The sequence below is a fragment of the Chromobacterium sp. Beijing genome, assembly GCF_021496765.1.
Classification (GTDB): domain Bacteria; phylum Pseudomonadota; class Gammaproteobacteria; order Burkholderiales; family Chromobacteriaceae; genus Chromobacterium.
The window spans coordinates 927564-947228 of record NZ_CP053750.1 but is presented as its reverse complement, the minus strand read 5'-3'; the positions used below and the strand labels follow the sequence as shown (position 1 = coordinate 947228).

The 19665-nt window shown below is 63.7% G+C and carries 19 protein-coding genes; 3 read left to right on the top strand and 16 right to left on the bottom strand.

The annotated features are described in order from the left end of the window. Positions 1-49: 49 nt before the first annotated feature. The 3 genes from HQN78_RS04720 to HQN78_RS04710 all read right to left on the bottom strand — a co-directional run bounded on the left by HQN78_RS04720 (position 50) and on the right by HQN78_RS04710 (position 3251). Positions 50-1132, bottom strand: a complete 1083-nt coding sequence (locus HQN78_RS04720) for a hypothetical protein (RefSeq protein ID WP_235088241.1) — start codon at positions 1130-1132, stop codon at positions 50-52. Between the two features lie 25 nt (positions 1133-1157). Beyond that, complete coding sequence (locus HQN78_RS04715; RefSeq protein ID WP_235088238.1) at positions 1158-2012, bottom strand: hypothetical protein; 855 nt, start codon at positions 2010-2012, stop codon at positions 1158-1160. A gap of 207 nt (positions 2013-2219) precedes the next feature. Then, complete coding sequence (locus HQN78_RS04710) at positions 2220-3251, bottom strand: flagellin (protein WP_227107918.1); 1032 nt, start codon at positions 3249-3251, stop codon at positions 2220-2222. 229 nt (positions 3252-3480) lie between these two features. Between HQN78_RS04710 and HQN78_RS04705 the strand changes: the two genes are divergently transcribed. Continuing rightward, the gene (locus HQN78_RS04705; RefSeq protein WP_227107917.1) at positions 3481-4230 is read left to right on the top strand and encodes an MgtC/SapB family protein; all 750 of its coding nucleotides are present in this window, start codon (positions 3481-3483) and stop codon (positions 4228-4230) included. Positions 4231-4335: 105 nt separating this feature from the next. Further along, on the top strand, positions 4336-5361 hold the full coding sequence (locus HQN78_RS04700; RefSeq protein ID WP_235088236.1) for a hypothetical protein: 1026 nt from the start codon (positions 4336-4338) through the stop codon (positions 5359-5361). A gap of 64 nt (positions 5362-5425) precedes the next feature. Here HQN78_RS04700 and flgL read toward each other — a convergent pair whose 3' ends face one another. From flgL to flgB, 11 genes are all read right to left on the bottom strand, one after another. Continuing rightward, positions 5426-6349, bottom strand: a complete 924-nt coding sequence (gene flgL / locus HQN78_RS04695) for a flagellar hook-associated protein FlgL (RefSeq protein WP_227107915.1) — start codon at positions 6347-6349, stop codon at positions 5426-5428. A 10-nt stretch (positions 6350-6359) separates the two neighbouring features. Next, the gene (flgK, locus tag HQN78_RS04690; protein ID WP_235088234.1) at positions 6360-8141 is read right to left on the bottom strand and encodes a flagellar hook-associated protein FlgK; all 1782 of its coding nucleotides are present in this window, start codon (positions 8139-8141) and stop codon (positions 6360-6362) included. An 81-nt stretch (positions 8142-8222) separates the two neighbouring features. Then, the gene (flgJ, locus tag HQN78_RS04685) at positions 8223-9209 is read right to left on the bottom strand and encodes a flagellar assembly peptidoglycan hydrolase FlgJ (protein WP_235088231.1); all 987 of its coding nucleotides are present in this window, start codon (positions 9207-9209) and stop codon (positions 8223-8225) included. A gap of 94 nt (positions 9210-9303) precedes the next feature. Beyond that, a complete protein-coding gene (locus tag HQN78_RS04680; protein WP_370445216.1) occupies positions 9304-10380 on the bottom strand; it encodes a flagellar basal body P-ring protein FlgI in 1077 nt (358 codons plus the stop codon). Positions 10381-10460: 80 nt separating this feature from the next. Beyond that, positions 10461-11141, bottom strand: a complete 681-nt coding sequence (locus HQN78_RS04675) for a flagellar basal body L-ring protein FlgH (RefSeq protein ID WP_107799619.1) — start codon at positions 11139-11141, stop codon at positions 10461-10463. A gap of 58 nt (positions 11142-11199) precedes the next feature. Then, on the bottom strand, positions 11200-11982 hold the full coding sequence (gene flgG / locus HQN78_RS04670; protein WP_107799620.1) for a flagellar basal-body rod protein FlgG: 783 nt from the start codon (positions 11980-11982) through the stop codon (positions 11200-11202). Positions 11983-12054: 72 nt separating this feature from the next. After that, complete coding sequence (locus HQN78_RS04665; protein WP_107799621.1) at positions 12055-12798, bottom strand: flagellar basal body rod protein FlgF; 744 nt, start codon at positions 12796-12798, stop codon at positions 12055-12057. Between the two features lie 17 nt (positions 12799-12815). Then, entirely contained in the window at positions 12816-14060 is a 1245-nt protein-coding gene (gene flgE, locus HQN78_RS04660; RefSeq protein WP_235088229.1) for a flagellar hook protein FlgE, read from the bottom strand. 36 nt (positions 14061-14096) lie between these two features. Continuing rightward, complete coding sequence (locus tag HQN78_RS04655) at positions 14097-14807, bottom strand: flagellar hook assembly protein FlgD (RefSeq protein WP_227107912.1); 711 nt, start codon at positions 14805-14807, stop codon at positions 14097-14099. An 11-nt stretch (positions 14808-14818) separates the two neighbouring features. Then, positions 14819-15229, bottom strand: a complete 411-nt coding sequence (flgC, locus tag HQN78_RS04650; RefSeq protein ID WP_019102824.1) for a flagellar basal body rod protein FlgC — start codon at positions 15227-15229, stop codon at positions 14819-14821. Then, positions 15229-15642, bottom strand: a complete 414-nt coding sequence (gene flgB, locus HQN78_RS04645) for a flagellar basal body rod protein FlgB (RefSeq protein WP_019102825.1) — start codon at positions 15640-15642, stop codon at positions 15229-15231. The genes flgC and flgB overlap by 1 nt, the downstream gene beginning before the upstream one ends. A 301-nt stretch (positions 15643-15943) precedes the next feature. On the opposite strand from flgB, the gene HQN78_RS04640 reads away from it, so the two are divergent. After that, on the top strand, positions 15944-16741 hold the full coding sequence (locus HQN78_RS04640; RefSeq protein ID WP_107799623.1) for a response regulator: 798 nt from the start codon (positions 15944-15946) through the stop codon (positions 16739-16741). A gap of 23 nt (positions 16742-16764) precedes the next feature. Here HQN78_RS04640 and HQN78_RS04635 read toward each other — a convergent pair whose 3' ends face one another. Beyond that, complete coding sequence (locus tag HQN78_RS04635; RefSeq protein ID WP_107799624.1) at positions 16765-17592, bottom strand: hypothetical protein; 828 nt, start codon at positions 17590-17592, stop codon at positions 16765-16767. Positions 17593-17668: 76 nt separating this feature from the next. Continuing rightward, a complete protein-coding gene (locus HQN78_RS04630) occupies positions 17669-19198 on the bottom strand; it encodes an EAL domain-containing protein (RefSeq protein WP_227107908.1) in 1530 nt (509 codons plus the stop codon). Between the last annotated feature and the right edge of the window lie 467 nt (positions 19199-19665).

Sequence of the window (19665 nt, the reverse complement as noted above, 5' to 3'; positions counted from 1 at the left end):
ATGACGATGCGTGGATTGAGCGCCAGTTAAGCACGCGTCGCGCGGCAAATCAATGCCGCGGGAACCAGATGGCCGCGTAGGCGCGGCGGTAGCCGTTGGCCGGATCGTAGCCGATGCTCAGATAACTGTCGCGTATCGTCTGTTTGACCAAGAGATGCGGCTGGGTGACGTACAGGCTGGGCGGCTGGCGGGCAAAGGCGCGGTTCAGCTCATCGGCCATCTGCCAGCCATGCAAGTGCAAAGGCTCGGCGATGGTCGCCTCCTGCATCAGGCCCGCCCGAATCCGCCTCATCGCGCTCAGCGAGCCGTCGCCCAGCGAAATATTGACGACGGAGGCGTTCAGCTTGCCCAGCGGATAACCGATGGAGTCGTAATACAGATCGTTGATGCCTATGCTGTGGGTCCAGGCCTTGCCGTGGCGCCGATACAGTTCCGCCACCCGCGCCGGCAACAACTGCTGGACCTGAGCCAGCGAGATGTCTTCCACCGCCAGCACCTTGCAGCGCCGGCACGTCTGCAGCTGCCGCACCGCCTGCCGGGTTTTGGCGGTGGCGATGGCGAAACGGCTGTCGGTGAACAGCACCACGCCAACCGGGCCGCGGCTGCTGGCCGCGATGTAATCGGCGGCGGCTTGCGCCGCGGCCAAGGGGCTGGTGGAAATATTGGTGAACAGCAGTCCGGGCACCGGGCCGGGCTTGTCTCCGGCATGCCAGCCGAGCACGGGCACGCCCAGCGCGTGCAGGCCTTGAATCTGCGGCTGGAATTCCTGGGCGTCGAAACCGCCCAAAGCCACGGCGGCCGGCCGCTCCCGTTGCGCGCGCTCCAGAAACTGGAGCAAGGAATTCCACTGCCCCTGCCCATCCAGCAGCGTCACGCGCCAGCCCAGCAAACGCCCCGCCTCGGCCAGGCCCCGGTAAACCCCGACCACGCCGCCGTTGCGCAAGTCCGACGCCAAAAACCAGACGCTGCGGCCAGGCTGCGCCGCGGGCCCGCTGACGGGGCCGTCCCACTCGGTCCACTCTCGCGCCGGATTATCCCGGGCTGGCGGCGCGCCGACGCCCTTGGCCGCCGGATCGGCGGCGACCGGCTCCACGCTCAGCAGGCACAGAAGCAGTATGAGAAGGCGCAACATGGACCCACTATAGACCACGGCCGGCTCAAAGCGGCGCGCCGTCTCCCGCCAGCAACTGGCCGGCCACTTCCGCCGCCACCGCAAACAGCAGCGGCGACAGACGCTGCGCCTGCAAACCCGTTGCTCCGTGCCGGCTGATCGCCAAGCCGCTCCACGGCATGCGCTCGCCGATCAAACAAGCGGCGAGCCTGCCGCCGCCTCGCTCCGCCGCGGCCTCAATCTCCGGCAGGCGCCGACGCAGAGCCCGGCACACCTCGGCCTCGGCCACAAAGGCCAGCGCCACCCCGGCCGCCACGCGGCGGATGCGCAGGCAGAATGCGCCGATTCCCGGCGCCGTCAGCCACAGCAGCAGGTCCAGCTCGTCCCGTTCCGGCTCGGACTCGCGCTCCAGCGCGTCCTCTACGCTCAAGGTCAGCGCCGGACCGCCCCACAGCCAGAACGGCAGAGTCAGCGGCAAGGGCGGCTCGCCGGCGGCCTGCCTGAGGCCGGCCAGAGCCAGCTCCGGCAACTGCTGCAACAAGGCGCCCGGCAGATGGCTGCCGCCCGCCTGCTGGAACTGGGCCGCGGCCTGGGTCAAGCGTCCCAGCAAAGCCTGCCGCCAGGACTGCGCCAATTCGGCGGCGGCCGGCTGAGGCCTCGCCAACTTCGGCATCGCGGCCTGCTCCAGCTGCCAGGCCCGCGCCGGCGCTTCGCCGCCGCTGTCGCCATCCGGCTTTTCCATCAACAGCGACAGTTCCAGCCGCGGCTGCGTGGCCAGCACCAGTACTTTCAACACCGTTCCCGGCGTCAGCTCCGCCAGGCCTTGCGGCCATGTCGGCAGGGCCAGCTGGACGCCGTCGCCGCTCAACAGCGGACGGCCGTCCGCGGTGCGGCTCAGCACCGCTTCCCACTGCCGGCCCGGCGTCAGTTCCGCGCCCGGCTGCGCGCCGTTCGAGATCGGCGCGCTCGGCGTAACCGGGGTCGCCGCCGTGATCGCTCTGATTGAAATCGCCTTGCCCCTTCACAAAAGTCCGCTCGCATGACGCAAAAAAGCCAGCCGCGTACGCAGCTGGCTCCAGATTCGCGCCGGATCGACGCTGAATCGCGATTACTGCAGCAGGGACATCGCCAGGCTGCTCATGCTGCCGCTTTGCTTCAGCATGGAAGTGCCGGCTTGCATCAGCATTTGCTTGGAAGTCATGCTGGCGCTTTCGTTGGCGTAGTCGGTGTCCATGATGCGGCCTTTGGCGGCCAGGGTGTTGTTGTTCACGTTGGCCAGGTTGTTGTTCACGTGGTCCAGACGGTTGGCGTTGGCGCCCAGGGAGGAGCGAACCGAACCTACCGAATCCAGAGCGGCCTGGATGGTGTTGATGGTGTCGGTTTTGCCGATTTCGTCGCCCTTGGCGGCTTTGTCCAGCGCGGCTTGGCCGTCTTGCTGAGCCTTCAGCGCGGTTTCGTAAGCGGTTTTCTTGGCCGGATCGGTCGGAGCGGCGTCGTAGTCGGCTTTTGCGGTATTCGTCGCGGTCACCAGGGCCGGCATCGCATCGGTAGCGGTCTTAACGGCGGTGGCGTAAGCGGTGCCAGCGGCATCGTCCTTAAAGAAGGTCTTGGAAACACTGCCCAGCGCGTCGTTCAGCGCGGTCATGCCATCCTTCATGTTCACCGTCATGGATTCGTCGGCCGACGCGCCGATCTGGAACTTCATCTCATCGGTCAGCTTGCCGCCTTGCAGCAGTTTCTCGCCGCCGAAGGAGGTGTTCTTCATGATGTTGGTCAGTTCCTTGCCCAGTTCGGCGAATTCGGACTGCATCGCGCTCTTGTCGGCTTTGGTGGAGGTGGCGTTGGCGCCTTCGGTGGACAGGTCCTTCATGCGCTGCAGGATGTTGGACACTTCGTTCAGCGCGCCTTCGGCGGTTTGCAGCATGGAGATGCCGTTCTGCGCGTTTTTCATCGCCACTTGCATACCGCGGCTTTGCGCGTCCAGACGGGTAGCGATCTGCAGGCCGGCGGCGTCGTCCATTGCGGAGTTGATGCGGAAGCCGGTGCCCAGACGGGTCATCGAGGTGGACAGCGCGGTTTGGGTGCCGGTCAGGTTGGACTTGGTGTTCAGTGCGGCGATATTGGTGTGCAGGCTCAGCATAGCTTTTGCTCCAGAAGTCAGGTTGGTTGGTCCGGCATTGCTGCCGTCACCATCACAAGGCGGCCGTCTACTGACAAACTTAAGCCCGCCCGGAACGTGAAAAATCACATCGCCGCCTTGCCTCGCCTCCTCGCCCCTGAGCATGCCGCGCCCTCAAGCCAGTAGCCGCCGGCCTCGCAACTTGCTATCGTCGGTCCGTTCGCCGTTTCAAAGCGCCGCAGGAGCCCGCATGGCACTATCCTTTTCCGAACTGATCGGCCAGTACTGGTCCACCCCCAAGTGGGAAGTCAATCTGCTGATCACGCTGAACCTATTGGGCGGCCTGTTGCTGGGTTGTCTGGTGGGTTACGAGCGCTGGTTCAACGGCCGCGCCGCCGGCATGCGCACCTACGGCCTGGTGTCCATGGCCTCCGCCGCGGCCATCAGCATCGTCGGTTACTCCGGCTACTGGTACGGCGGCCTCTATCCCGACATGACCCACGGCGACATGACCCGTGTGGCCCAGGGCGTGCTGACCGGCGTCGGTTTCCTCGGCGCCGGCATGATCATGAAGGAAGGGCTGAGCATCAGCGGCCTGACCTCGGCCGCCTCGATCTGGATGTCCTCGGTGATCGGCATCCTCGTCGGCGTAGGCTTCTACGCCGCGGCCATCGCCATCACCTTGCTGTGCGTGCTGTGCATGCTCTCCATCAATCAGATGGAGAACCGCTTGCCGCGCCGCTTCAGCCTGTTCATCGTCATCCGCTTCAAGCCGGAATACCAATGGACGGTGCAGACGCTCAGCGCCGGCCTGCTCCGCTTCGGCGTGCGCCTGCACGAGGACAGCATCGCGCTGAACGCCGGCCCGGACGCCACTGAGTGGAGCTTTCTGGTCTCCGCGCAAAACCGCCGCGACCTGATCAATGTCGTGGATCTGTCGCGCGAAATCATGCAGATCGACCATATCGAAACCCTCAGCATCCAGCCCGCGCGCAATTAAGGCCTATCGCCCGGCCGGCCCGCCGGCTAGGTGTTTCCACGCCATCAAGTTTCCCTCCGGATTGACGATATCAGTTCACCTACACTTCCTGTTCCGGAGTCTGCAATGCGAGTCGCGTCCATGGCGCTGTCGATGAGCAGCCAATACAGCTTCAGCCAAAGTCTCAGCGTTCAACAACAAAGCCGCACCTGGGCGCAGCTGCCCCCGTCCTCCCCTCCGACCAAACCTTCCTCCGACGTCAGCCTAAGCTCCGACGGCGTCAACGCCAGCGCCAAGGACAAGGCCTTCGCCGATGGCATGACGCCGATGCTGGGGCTGATCAAGGACATTCTGGAAAAGGTGCTGGGCGTCAAGTTCAAGGTTGTTGACGGCACTTTGCAAAGAGACGACGGCCAAGGCGAGCCATCCGCCGACTCGCGCCCCGCGCGATCCGGCCAGTCCTCTGCCCCGCAGTCGCAACAAGCGCTCGCCGGCGGCGAGTTCAAACAGACCGTCGACTACCAGGAAAGCGAAAGCCTGGCGTTTTCGGCCAAGGGCTCGATCAAGACCCAGGACGGACGCGAGTTCAATTTCGCGCTGGACGTGCAAATGAGCCGCAGCTTCGAATACCACAGCAGCAGCACGATACAGTTTGGCAACGGCAAGGCCACCGACCCGCTGATGCTCAGCCTGGGCAACGACGCCGGCAGCTTCAGCGGCGCCAGCGTCAGCTTCGATCTGCAGAGCAAGGGCCAGCAAAGCCAGCTGCCCTTCATCAACAACGGCGGCTGGCTGGCCCTGGACCGCAACGGCGACGGCAAGATCAACGACGGCAAGGAATTGTTCGGCACTCAATCGGGCAACGGCTTCGCCGATCTGGCCAAGCTGGATGGCAACGGCGACGGCGTGCTGGACGACGGCGACGCCGCGTTCGCGCAATTGAAGCTCTGGTCCGGCCGCGACGGCGACAAAGACCAGTTGATGGGCTTGAAGGAATTGGGCATCGGCGCCATCCTGCTGCCCAGCGTGGACAGCCCGTTCAGCATCAAGAACGCCGACAACCAGTCCCAGGCCGATATTCGTCGCTCCGGCGTCTACCTGACCGAAGACGGCCGCGCCGGCCGCATCAGCCAGGTGGACGTCTACGGCTGAACCCGGCCCGCGCCAACGACAAAGGCCGCTTACGCGGCCTTTGTCTTGTCCGGCGCACGCCGGATTAGGAGATATAGTTGAACAGCGAAAGCTGAGTCACCTTGTTATAGGTCAGCTGGCTGTACTTCAACGAAGTCTGCGCCAAGGTGAAGTCCGATATCGCCTGCGGCATATCCAGATCCTGCAAATCGCCGATGCTGCTGGCGTATTGCAGTTTCAGGCTGCCCCCGACATTCTGCATATTGTCGTTCTGCTGGCCGCGCGCGCCGATGGACGCCAAAGACAGCGACATCTGCTGCTGAGCCGCATCGATGGCGTTGATCGCGCTGTTCAGCTGGGTGCCGAAGTTGGCGGGCTTGGGATTCTGGCCCAGCAGAGTGTTCAGCTGGATCAGGCCGTCGAAGGCCGCGGTGGCGCTGCCGCCGGGCGTGCCGAACACCGTGCTGCCCGGATCGGAAATCGTCATCTGCTGCGAAGCGCTGATCTGCACACTGCGCTGGCCGGTATCGCCCAGATACGAAGCTGGCGGCACCGCCGACAAGCTGACCGCGAAGGGCAGCGTATCGGTCTTGTTGCCGCTGAACAGATAATTGCCGCGGCCGTCGGTGGAGTTGGCGTAAGTCGTCAACTCGGTGATGCCTTCCTGCAGCTGCTTCTGGATCGCCTGCAGCTCGGTTGGGCTCAACGCGCCGCTGCCGGCGGAAATCGCCAGGCTCTTCATGCTGGCCATCAGGTCCGACGAACTCTTGATCGCGGTTTCCGACAGCGACAGCCAGGAACTGACCGCCTGGGTGTTGTTGATGTACTGGCTGTTCTGTCCCTGCGACTGGCTGATCAGCAGAATGCGCGCCGCGGCTACCGGATCGTCGGCCGGCGTCACCACCCTTTGCTGATTGTCGATCTGCATGGTGAGCTTGTAGATGTTGGCCTGCAGGCTCTGCATATTGTTCAGGCCTGACTGATAAATATTGTTGGAGCTGATACGCATCGGTCTCTCCTTAGCCCATCAGGTTCAGAATGCTGGAGAAGGTGGTTTGCGCCACCTGTATCACCTTGCTACACGCCTGATAGGACTGTTGGTACTTGATCAGATTGGCCGCCTCCTGATCCAGGCTCACCCCGGTGACATTGGACAGGCTTTCCGTGGTCTGCTTCAAAGTAGTCTGCATGGCCGCGGACTGCAATTGCGCAGTATTGGTCTGGTTGCCCACCGAGGCCACCAACGTCGAATAATACGAACCGTAAGACTGATTGCCCATCAGCTTGAGGTTCTGCTGCGCCAGCAGCTCGCGCAAATTGGTGTTGTCGCCCGGCGGCGGCTTGGTCCCTGCCGGCGCCGGCCCCACGGTAAAGGTCTGGCCGTTGATCGGCGCGCCGGACAGCTGAAAGCTGACGCCCACGTCCACCGGCGGCACCGCCGTGGTCTGCAGTTTGAAACTATTGCTGGCGCCGCCGCCCACCGGCACCACATTGTAAGGTCCGCCGCCGTTGGGGCCGGCGATGGTGGCCGTCATCGTCGCCGGGGTGCCCGCGGCGGTGATGGTCATCCCGGTCATGCCGATGGACGGATGCGTGCCGGTGCCGGGAAAGACCGGCGGCACGCTGTTGATGCTGCCCGCGTAACCGCCCGGCAAGGTGGCCCACACGCCGCTCATGGTGACGCCGTTGCCGCCGGCGCCGCCGGTGGACACCATATTGGACGCGGTGGCCAGTTTATTGGGATCGCCCATCAGCACTTGCAGATTGCTGGCCGCATTCTGCGGATTGGCGGCGTAGCTGCTCAGATCGTTGAAGATGGGCAGGCCGGCGGCGCCGGTATTGTCCACGCCCAGCTGGTTCTGATAATTGATCGAAGCGGAAAAGTTGATCGCCATCGTGCCCAGCTGTTGCCGGGCCTGCAACAAAGGGCCGTCGCGGAAGTTCAGCAAACCGCCCAGTTGGCCGCCGGACATCAGATTGTTCGGAATCGCCGTCACCGTGCCGTTGGGATTGTTGAACACCAATTGCAAGGTGGTGGGATCGCTGGGCAGCGGCTGGGTGGCCAGGGTATTGGTCTGACCGCCGGTCACCAGAGTCTGGCCGTTGCCGACGTATACCGAGTAAGTGCCGTCCGCCTGCGGCACGGCTTTGGCGCTGACCAGCTTGTTCAATTCCAGCATGGCCTGATCGCGCTGGTCCATCAGCGTGTTGGGCTGCGCGCTCAGCTGATTGCCGCCGGTCAAGGCGGCGATTTCGGTGTTGAGGCTGGCGATCTGCGAGGCCAGCGAGTTGATGCTGTCCACCGTGCTCTTGATCTGGCCGTTGGCGCCGGACTGCAGTTGCTGCAGTTGACCGTCGACGGTAGCGAACTTGGTGCTCAGCGCCTGGGCCATATTGAGCACGGTCTGCCGGCTGGGAATGGCGTCCGGCTGCTGAGACAGCGTCTGCATCGCGCCGAAGAAATCCTGCAAGGCGGGCAGAATGGACACGTCGGTCGACGCCATCAGATTGTTGATCTGATTCAGCTGCTTGACCTGGGTGCTGTAATAGCTGCTGTTGGTCTGCGCGGTCTGCACCTGGCCGGACAGGAATTTGTCATAGGTGCGCAGCACATTGGTGACGTCCACGCCCTGCCCCAGGAAGCCGAAGCCCTGATATTGCGGCGTGCGGCCGGCCTGGGTGATGTATTGAACGTTGTACCCCGGCGTGGAGACGTTGGCGATGTTGTTGCCGGTTACCGACAAAGCCGTTTGAGCCGCATTCAGTCCGCTCACGCCGATCGAGAAAATATTGGAGCTCATGATTTACCTCTCTTTGCCTTATCGGCCCGGCGCGCCAAAACTTGACCCTGAAGTGCAAGCTCGGCCGCCGCTGCCTTGTCCTTAACTGCGCGTGGTTTGCTGCGCCAAAGTCGCCGCCACGTCCACCAGCTTGCGCGCGTAGCGCGGATCGGTGGCGTAGCCGCCGGATTGCAGCGCATGCGCGAAGCCGTACATATTCTGCCCCTGGTTCAGCGCGCTCTTGTAGCGCGGCGAATCCTTCAACAAACGGGCGTAGTCGCTGAAGGCCTCGGAATAAGAACCGTAGGCGCGGAATTTCTCCACCCGCTTCTGCGCGACGCCGCCCTCGTATTCGGTGGTCATCACGCTGACCGTGCGTCCCTGCCAATCGCCGCTGGCCTTGATGCCGAACAGATTATGGCTGTTGCTGCCGTCCGGATGGCGGATCGCCCGCTTGCCCCAGCCGCTTTCCAGCGCCGCGTGCGCGACCACGGCTTCCGGCGCCACGCCCAGCTGGGCCGCGGCCGTGCGGGCATGCGGCAGCATTTCGGCGGCGAAGTCGCGGCTGCCGCCCTTGCCGGCCGCCTCGGCCTTGGTCTGAGCCGCCGGAGCCGTCAAGCTCAACACCGCGCCGGCGGTCTGCTGCGCTTCCTGGTAGGCCTGCAGGGCCTTGGCGCCGCCGGCCGGACGCGCGGCCAATTGCGGACCGGGAGCGGCGTAAATCGTGCGCGCGCTCTTGTCGTCCGGATCGAAGTTCGACTGCTTGGCGATCTGGCGATACAGCATATCGCCCAGCCCCAGGCCGCCGTTGGAGCTCAAAGCCTGGGTCAGTTGCTGATCGTACAGGCCTTGGTAGGTGCTCAAATCGTTGGACTCGCCTTCCGAGTCGAACTTGGTCTCGCGCATGCTCTTGAGCAAGGTGCTCATCAACAAGGCCTCGAACTGCGACGCAACCTGTCTCGCCGCGCCCTTGGGGTCCTTGATCGCTTGCGCCCGCAGCTCGTTCAGCTGGTTCGGATCCACGGCCAGCTGCCGGTTTAGCAAATCGTTGGCGCTCACGGCGCCGGCATTGATGGACTGAATCGTCATTTCTCGCTCCTGGAATCCAGCTAATAGCAAGATTCGGGCCAGGAATAAAAAGACGGCCGCGCGGCCGTCTTTTTGTTCGCCGTCCTGGCGGCGCTCAGATAATCTGCAGATCCGCTTTCAACGCGCCGGCGGATTTCATCGCCTGCAAGATGGAAATCAGATCCTGAGCGTTGGCGCCCAGCGCGTTCAACGCCGCCACCACCCGGGACAGATTGGCGCCGTTGGGCAGGCTGATCAGCTTGCTGCCCGGGGTGTTGATGCTGATGTCGGCCTGGTTGGTCACCGTGGTCTTGCCGCCGGACAGCGGGTTGGGCTGGCTCACTTGCGGCGTGTTGCTTACGGTCACCGTCAAGTTGCCGTGCGACACCGCGCACGGCGCCAGGGTCACCGCCTGATTCATCACGATGGAGCCGGTGCGGGCGTTGATGATGACGGTGGGGGAAACATCTGCCGGGTCGACGGCAATATTTTCCATCTTGGACAGAAACTGCACGCGCTGGTCCGGATCGAACGGCGCGCGCACTTCGATCAGCCTGCCGTCCACCGCGCGCGCGGTGCCCTGGCCGAACGATTTGTTGATCGCCTGCACCACGCGGTTGGCGGTGGTGAAATCGGACTCGCGCAGTTCCAGATTGACGAATTCGCCGGACCCCAGCGCGGTGGGCACTTCGCGCTCCACCGTGGCGCCGGCCGGAATGCGGCCCACGCTGAGCTGATTGATCTGGGCGGAGCTGCCGCCCGCCGAGGCGCCGGCGCCGCCGACGACCACATTGCCCTGCGCCATCGCGTAAATCTGCCCGTCCGCGCCTTTCAGCGGAGACAGCAGCAAGGTGCCGCCGCGCAGGCTTTTGGCGTCGCCGATAGACGAGGCCGTCACGTCTATCGCCTGCCCCTGCCGCGCGAACGGCGGCAAGGTCGCGGTCAGCGTGACCGCGGCGATGTTCTTGGGATCGAGCTTGGTGCCCGGAGGCACTTGCACGCCCAGCTGATTCAGCATATTGGACATCGCCTGGCCGGTGAAGGGCGAGGAGGTAACCTTGTCGCCGCTGCCGTCCAGGCCCACCACCAGGCCGTAGCCTATCAACTGGTTGGGACGTACCCCGCCGACATTGGTCAGATCCTTCAAACGCTGCGCGGCCATGGCCGGAAACACGGCCAGCGCCAGCAGCATCGCTAACATCAATCGCTTCATTTTCGCCCGCTTTCAGCCCGCCGCGCCCGCCAGATGGCCGCGCCCGGGCCGGTAATCCGTTAAATCGGCAATATACTCATGAAAAACTTGGCCAGCCAACCCGGCTCATTGTACAGCCGGTGCGTCCCCTTGGTCTGCTGCTCGATGCGGGCGTCCGCCACCTTGAGCGAAGACACGCTGCGGTCCGCGCCGATATCGCGCGGATTGATCACGCCGGACAGGCGGATCGATTCGGTGTCGCTGTTCACCCTCACGACTTTCTCGCCGCTGACCGATAGATTGCCGTTGGGCAACACCTCCAGCACCGTGACGGTGATGGAGCTGACGAAGGAGGTGGCCACCTTGTTGTCGCCCTTGCCGGTATTGTTGGCCGAACCCGAGCCGCCGAAATTGGCGCCGGCCAAACCGCCGGCGGCGCCGCTGGGCAGGAAGGGAATCTTGATGCCGGCGTTGATGCTGCTGTTCAGGCCCGAGGTGCGGGTATTGGTGGTCTGCTCGGAAGCCGAGGTCGACGAGTTTTCCTGGATGTTCACAGTCAGGGTGTCGCCGACATAAGCGGGCATCCGGTCCTGAAACAGCGGCCGGTAGCTGGCCGCCTGGAAAATCGAGCCGTTGCTGGGCATGCTGACCGGCTGCGGTTGCGGACGCGCGCTGGTCGGCTGCTGCACCAGCGGCGGCTCCTGGGTCACGCAAGCGCTCAATAGTGCGGCCAACATCGCCGCCATCGCCATCGCCTTCATCAAACACCTCGTCAATTCAAATCCGAATCGGCCGCCTCAGCCGGCGGCCCGTTCTTGCTTACAGCTGGCTCAGTTTCTGCAGCATCTGGTCCGCGGTGGTGATCGCGCGCGAGTTCATCTCGAAAGCGCGCTGCGCGGTGATCATATTGACCAGTTCCTCGGTGACGTTGACGTTGGACGCTTCCACGAAGCCGGAACGCACCGCGCCGCGGGTATCGGTCTGCGGATCGCCGTCCTGCGGATCGCCGGAGGACGCGGATTGCAGATACAGGTTATTGCCCACGCTCTCCAGACCCTGCGGGTTGATGAAGGTGGTCAGCTGTATGGTGCCCGCGGTTTGCGCCGCTGGATTATTGGGCAAGAAGTACTGCACCACGCCGGCGGAGGACACCGTGATCTGGTTGGCGGTGCCGGGAATATTGATATTGGGGTTCAGCGGATAACCGTCCGGATTCACCACGTCGCCGTTGGCGTTGCGCTTGAACTCGCCGTTGCGGGTATAGGAGGTGGTCCCGTCCGGCAATTGAATGCGGAAGAAGCCCTCGCCGGAGATCGCCATGTCCAGCGGCTGCCCGGTCTGGGTCGTATTGCCCTGGGAGTGGATGCGGGCGGTGGCCACCGCCGCCGAGCCGGTGCCCACCTGCAAGCCGGTGGGCGTGGTGTTGCCGTTGGCCAGCTGCGCGCCGGGCTGGCGCAGGGTCTGGTAATACAAGTCCTCGAAAATGCCCCGGCTGCGCTTGAAGCCGACGGTATTGACGTTGGCCAGGTTGTTGGACACCACGTCCAGTTGGAACTGGCTGGAATCCATGCCGGTCTTGGCGATATACAGTGCGCGCATCATGGCTTGTTTACCTCGTCTCCAGAGCCGCGTTCCCTTACAGGGCCGCCGCGGCTCGCAATCTCATATTATGGTTTAACCGTTGGTGGACAACAGTTGAGCCGCCTGCTGATCGCCTTGTTGCGCGGTTTGCATCAGGCGGACGTTGAGGTCGTACTGGCGGGCGTGGGAAATCATCTGCACCAGGCTTTCCACCGAGTTGACATTGCTGGCCTCCAGCATTTCCGGCACCAGCTTGACGTTGGCGTCGGCGGCCGCGTTGCCGCCGCCGTTAATGCGGAACAGGCCGTCCTCGCCCTTGTACACTTCTTTGGGGCCCGGGTTGACCATCTTGATCTGCCCGACCAGTTGCGGCGTGCGCACCGCGCCGGACAGCGGGATCGCCACCACGGAGCCGTCCTGACCCAATTGCACGCGGGAGCCGGTCGGCACCACGATGGGACCGCCGTCGCCCATGATGGGCAGGCCGGAGCGGGTGCGCATCATGCCGGTGGCGTCCAGCACATAGCCGCCGTCGCGGGTATAGGCCTCGGCGCCGTCCGGCGCCTGCACCGCGAAGAAACCCTTGGAGCCGATGGCGAAGTCGCTGACGTTGCCAGTGTGCATCAAGCTGCCCTGGCTCAGATCGTGGCCCACGGTGTTGTCCACCACATAGGTCCGCGTCGGCGCGCCCTCGCCCACCACCGGCAAGGCGCGGAAGGCCACCACGTCGGCCTTGAAGCCGTTGGTGTGCACATTGGCCAGATTGTTGGCGGTGGTGGCCTGCTGCCACATCACGTGCTTGGCGCCGTTCATCGCCAGGTAAAGCATTCTATCCATCGCGCGCGCTCAGCTCATCAGATGTTCAGCAAGGTCTGCACCAGGGTGTCCTGGGTCTTGATGGTCTGCGCATTGGCCTGGTAATAGCGCTGCGCGGTGATCATATTGACCAGTTCCGCGGTCAGGTCGACGTTGGAATCCTCCACCGCGCCGGCCTGGATGGTGCCGGTATTGCCGGTGCCGGGCGCATTGTAGGAGGCGATGCCGGAATCGTAGGTCTGCGCCCACAGATTGTTGCCCTTGGACTGCAAGCCTTGCGGGTTGATGAAGTTGGCCAAAGCGACCTGGCCTATAGTCTTGGTCTGGCCGTTGGTGAACGTCGCCTGGATGATGCCGGAGGACGAAATATTGATGCCCTTCAGATTGCCGGGCGCGGACCCGTCTATGGTCGGCGGCGTGGTCACGCCGAAGTTCTGCCCCACCTGGGTGGAGCCGGTGAAGCTGAAGGCCACGGTCTGCGGCACCGCCGAGCCGTTGAGCGGGCTGGGGGTGAAGTTGATGTTGAACGGTCCGGGCGTGGTCAGCACGCCGGAGGTGTTGAAGGTCAGCGAAAAATTATTGCTGTTGGGCGGCGTGTTATTGGCCGGGTTGCCGTCCACATAGGCGGTTGCGGTCCAGGTCCGGCCGGCGGCGGTGGGCGCGCCGGCAACATAGTACATGGTCACCTGGTGCGGGTTGCCCAGCGAGTCGTAAACCGTATTGGTGTTGGACCAGTTGTAGGAGGCCGAATTGGTCGGATCCAGCGGCGCAACGGTCGGCACCGTGCTGCGAGAATCCAGATTGATGCCGAGGGTGGCCTTGGTGGTGGCCTGCGGCGACACCAGGTTGGAGTTCAGCTGTATTTTGCTGACCGGCCCCTGGGTGATGTTGCCTGCCGCGTCCGCCTGCCAGCCCTGCAGGAAATTGCCGTTGTTGACCACGTAACCCTGATTGTTGATCTGGAACTGGCCGTTGCGGGTGTAGGACAAGGTGCCGTCCGGCTGGGCCACGGTGAAGAAGCCGCCGTTGTTGATCGCCAGGTCCAGGCTGCGGCCCGTGGTGGTCACGTTGCCGTTGCTCATGTTCTGCGTCACCGCGGCCACCTTGACGCCGATGCCCGGCGTGGTGGTGGCGATGCCGTACAAGGTGTTGCCGTACATGTCGGCGAACTCGGTGCGCGAACTCTTGAAACCCACGGTGTTGGCGTTGGCCACGTTGTTGCCGATGGTGTCCAGCTGGGTGGAGGCGGCGTTCAAGCCGCTCAAACCTTGTTGAAAGCCCATGATGTCAGTCCTTGAAGTCGAATGAGGTCAGTGGAATCAGGCGGTCATCTGCGCCACATCGCCCAATTGGGCGCGGCTGCCGTCCGGCAGCACCAGTTCGGGAACGCCTTTATCCCACGCCACCGCGGTCACCGTTTGCGTGTTGTAGGCCACGGCCGTGGTGCTGCCGTTGGCGCTGGCCTGGGTCACGTCGGCGCTGAAGCTGTACTTGCCGGCCGGAACCACTTCGCCCTTGTCGTTCTTGCCGTCCCAGCTGAAGGTATTGACGCCGGCCACCGGCTTGTCGATGGTCATGGTGCGAACCACATTGCCGTTGGCGTCCTTGACGTTGACTTTCACCGTTTGCGCCGGCCCGTTCAGCAAGACGCCGGCCGGGGTGGTGCCGCCATCCGGCGGCTTGGGCAGGCTGCTGCCGGCCACCAGCACTTTTTTGCCTATCATGCTGGACGCCATCAGCGACTGGGAGGCCGCCTGCGCGCCGATCAAGGCCTGCATGGACTGGTTCAGCTGCTGAATGCCGCCCACCTGGCTGATCTGCGCCATCTGGGCCGTCATCTGGCTGTTGTCCATCGGATTCATCGGGTCCTGGGAACGCATCTGGGCCACGAACAGTTTCAGAAAGGTGTTCTGAATGTCGCTGGCGCTGGAGCCCACCACGCCGGAATTGCTCTTGCTGCCGTTGACGCTGCTGTTCGGATTGGTCTGAGTCTGACTGTTCAACACGTCATAAGGATTTGCGCTAGCCATCGCCTAACTCCTCACTGGCCAAGCTGCAGCACTTTTTGCTGCAGCGTCTTGGCGGTATTCATGATTTCGACATTGTTCTGATAGGCGCGGGAGGCGGCGATCATGTCGGCCATCTCCTCCACCGGATTCACATTCGGCATCGTCACATAGCCGCGCTGATCGGCCAGCGGATTGCCCGGATCGTACTTGAGCCGCGGCGGGGTCTGGTCTTCGACCACCGCGGTCACGCGCACGCCGGCCACCTGCGGCTGCGCCGCCGTCACCGGAATCGCGGTGAACACCGCGTGACGCCCTTTGTAGGGCTCGCCGGTGGAGCTGGTCGAGCTTTCCGCGTTGGCGATATTGCTGGCCACCAGGCTGAGGCGCATCGATTGCGCCGACATCGCCGAACCGGAAATGGAAAACACATTGGACAAAGACATCAGCTATTGCCTCCCTGGCCCTGGATCGCCGAACTCAGGCCGCTGATCCGCTTGTTCAGAAAAGTCAGCGTCGACTGGAAGCGGACCGCGTTGTCGGCGAAAGCCGCCCGCTCCACATCCATGTCCACGGTGTTGCCGTCCACGCTGGGCTGCACCGCCGCGCGGTATTGCAGCGCGGCGCCGTTGCCCGCGCCGCCGGCCCCGGCAAGGTGGCGGGCATCGGTCAGATTCATCGCCAAGCGACCCTGCGCATCGGTCTGCGCCTGCAAGGCCTTGCCGAAGTCGAAATCCACCGCTTTGTAGTTGGGGGTTTCGTCGTTGGCGATATTGCTGGCCAGCACCTCGGTGCGATAGGCCCGCAAATTCAGCGCTCGCTGCTGAAAGTCGAAATGTTTGGCGATTTTGTCTAGCATGTCAGCCTCCTTGAGGCGACCTTAAAGCAGGAAGCGTGCCAAGCCATGCAGACACGCCAGCGCATTGATTTTTCTAGGCAATCCGTCAAACCCTCGGCCGCAACGGCCCAAACGGCAACAATGAGCGGCAAGATTTGCCGCCTCCGGCCCAAGCGACAGATTTTGCTTGCCGCACCGCGCAATTCGTGCCAAACCAACATAAGAACCATTGAAGACGCGTCCGGAATCGCCGACACTCAGACATTGGCCGGCGCTGGCGGGCGGCTTTGAGAAAATAGAGAAGACAGGCGGGGGAAGAGGCATGCTGGAAGTACAACATTTAATCATCTCGCTGGCGGAACCGTCGCATGTGCAAGCGCAGATCATCAGCAAGGCGCTGGGCGAGATGGGCATCTCCAAAGTGGAGATCCATCCCAACGGCGAAGCGCTGCTCAACCGCGCGCGCGAGTCGCGCCCCGACTTGGTGATCAGCGCCTACTATCTGCCCGACATGACCGGCCAGCAGTTGCTGCAGCAGATGCGCGAAAGCGCCGATCTCAGCGGCATGCCCTTCATTCTGGTCTCAAGCGAAACCAATCCGGAACGGCTGGAGCCCATCCGCCAGGCCGGCAGCCTGGGCATTCTGCCCAAGCCCTTCACCAGCGGCCAACTGGACGAGGTGCTGGCCAACGCGCTGGACTTCATCAATACCGAGAGCCTGGCCATGGAGGTGGACACGGATCTGGCCAACGTCCAGGTGTTGATCGTCGACGACAGCCAGACCTCGCGCCGCCATGTGCGCGCCGTGCTGGAGCGCCTGGGCTTCGAACACTTCACCGAAGCCGCCAGCGGCGCCGACGCGCTGCCCTTGCTGGAAAACGAAAGCTTCCAGCTGATCATCGTCGACTACCACATGCCCGGCATGGACGGCTGCGAGCTGGCGCGCCACATCCGTCAGAACAGCGCTCAGGGGCGAACGCCCATCCTGATGATCACCAGCGAGACCGACCACGACCGGCTGGCCGAGGTGGAGGCGGCCGGCGTCTCGGCCTGCTGCGACAAGCCCTTCTCCACCAACAAGCTCAGAGACACCATACGCGAACTGCTGCAGGAGTACTGAGAGCCGGCTCCAAGCCGCCGCTCTTATTTCGGCGCCACCCACACCAGGCGCGAATTCGCCTTGGCTTCGCCAAAAGCCTGCCGCCGCCAGTAACCCTGGGTCGCGTAAGCCTGCGCGGCGTCCAGCTCGGGAATACGGCAGAAACTCACCTCGCTGAAACCCGCTTTCAGCAATTGGCTGCGGCCGCGCTGCCGGGTCTTGACGCAAGCCGGCGCGCCGGCCTGCTCCACCCATGGCTGCGGCGCGCCCGGCTGCCAGGCCTGCTCCCGTTCCAGTTTGGGCTGGGTCATCATCGCCAGGCCGTTGAGCACCGCGGCCAACAAGGCCTGCCAACGCTCGGCCACCGCCGCGATCTGCGGCGCCAGTTCGCCCGGATAGCTGACCAACAAGGCCTCCACCCCGTCGGACTCGTGCAGCCATTGCGCGGCGTCGCGAGAAAAGCCCTCGCCCACCAGCGTCAGCAGCAAGGCCCTGCGCTCCGCTTGATGCGAGACGAAGGCCCCGCCGCCGCCCGGCACATGTAAAAAGAAGGCGTCGGCCGGCAAGCTCAGCGTATCCGGCAATTGCGAGGGCAGCCGGGTGTGGGCCAAGGCCTGCACCAGGCCGTCGTCCAGATGGGAAATCACGCGGCCATGGCGGGCGAAGCAGCCCCAGGACTCCGCCAAAGCCAGTTCGGCGACAATGGTCTGCTGCCCCACTTCGAACACCTGGGCGGCGCGCTCCAGTTCGCGCTTGATCACTTCCTTCATGTCCTTGCGCGCCGCGGACGGCTGCAAAGCCTGAACATACAGCTGGCTGACGCGCTTGGCCCAAGGACGGGAGGCCGCATAACGCTGCACGGCATACATCATTCCCTACCCCTTTCCTGAAACAAAAAAGGGCGCATTGTAACAAAGCGCCCCCGCCGCCCCAAGCCGCGATCCGGTTTCAGCCGCCGCCCTCCCTTTTGCCGGAGGGGCGGGTACGGCTTTCGGCGATGCCGGAATACAGCCACTGCCGGAAATGATTCAAGGTCATCGGCTTGCCGAAGTAAAAACCCTGCAAATACTCGAAGCCCTTCACATTCAAATAGCTTTGCTGCCCCTGGGTCTCCACCCCTTTCACGATCACCTGCACCCCCATTTCATTGGAGGACAAGAGCAGGCCGTCCAGAATATTGCCCTTCAGGCTATCCTGCCCCAAGGCGGACACATAGCCTTTTTCAACCTTTAGATAATCAAAGCCCCAGCGGCTCAAATATGTCTTGTCGGCGTAGCCGGCGCCAAAGTCGTCCAGCGCCAGCCTCACCCCCATCTGCCGCAAACCGTTGATCACCTTCTGCGCGCCGGACGCCTCTTGCAGCGGCGCCCGCTCCGACACCTCCAGCACCAGTTGCGCCTGCTTCTCCCGCAATAGATTGACCAGCGGCCGGCAATCCTCCAGCAATTCGGGCAAGGCCAGATGCTCGGTGGAAATATTGAGCCCCACCATAAAGCCGGGCGGCAGCACGATCTGCTTCAACTCCTCGGCCACCCGCCGCAACATGTAGCGCGTCAGCGACACGATCAAGCCGGCCTCGATCGCCGTCTGGATGAATAGCTCGGAGCGCACATTGCCCTGCACCGGGTGCCGCCAGCGCGCCAGCACCTCCACGCCGACGCATTCGCCGCTGGCCGCGGTGACGATGGGCTGGTAATGGGCGAAGAATTCTTTTTGCCGAATGCCCTCGGAGATCTCCCACCCCGTCGCCTTGCGACCGCCCGAACCACGGCGCGCGCCCCAGGCGATGCCGCAGCCCAGCGCCGCGGCCAGCAACAAGGCCAGCCACTGGGTTTTCAGCACCAGCAAGGGCGCCGCCCCCCATTGCGGCGCCGCCAACACGCCGATGCGCGCCGGCGCGGACGGCACCCAGGCCACCTCGCCACCCGCGTCCGGGCCCTGCTCCCTGACCTCGCCGTTGGCGGCCAAGGCCCGCCCTCCGGCCAGCAGGCTCACTTTCACGCCTTCGCGCTCGGCCAGGGCCAATTGCGCGACCAGCGGGCCGGCGTCCAGCTCCAGCACTCCGGCCGTATGCGCCAGCCGCAAACCAGGCAACAACTGCCCGCTGCCGGCCGGCAACAGGCTCGCCCCGCCTTCCACGCCGTCCGCCTCCACAACCGCGCCGCGCCGCGATGCGCATAGCAGGCCTCCGGCGCCGCGCGCCTGGGCGAAGCGCACCAGCGAAGTGCGCTGGACCAATTCCGCCAAGGCCTGGGTCTGGGCGCGGCAATCCGGCTCCGGCGGCGGCAGCGTGTCCAATCGCGTCAAGGCGGCGAACGCCGGCGACAATTGCCAAGTGAGCTGGCCGGCGACCAGTTCGGCCTTTTCCCCGGCCAGCGACTGCAAGCGCCACGCCGTCAGCGCCAGCGCCAGACCCAGAGTCAAGGCCAGGGCCAAGGCGACGCAAACGGCATAGGCCGCGCCAGGGGAGCAGGACATCAACCAGGAGTGAGCCCGGTCCGTGCTTGCGAATCTGTTTTTTCCACTCATTGCCAGCCCTCAACGAAGGTTTCACGCGTGGCCCGTCATCGTTGAAGTGTAGTTAGAAGCCAGCAAATCTCCATAAGCGGACGCCACTTGGTCCAAGCCTGGCCGTCGGTTGTCTTTGCGGATTCCGACAGTTTTTTTGCAAAATCGCCGCGGCAAGCGGCAAACAATCAAATACTTAGCCGGCATGTTTTGAAAAAACAGTTGTAAACCCGCCTGATTTACCGTATAGTCCGGCCTCTTGTGTTTCCACCGGGCATTCCAAACCACGCCTCAGCCCGAGTGAGATTGCTTCATCGTCCCTGACCATTTCCAGGCTTCGTCCACGCTTATAATGTCGCATCAGACTGGACCGCTGTTCGCCGCTTGTCAGGTTAGTGCCGATGATTTACGGCTTAAAGGCGCCGTATAACCGACCG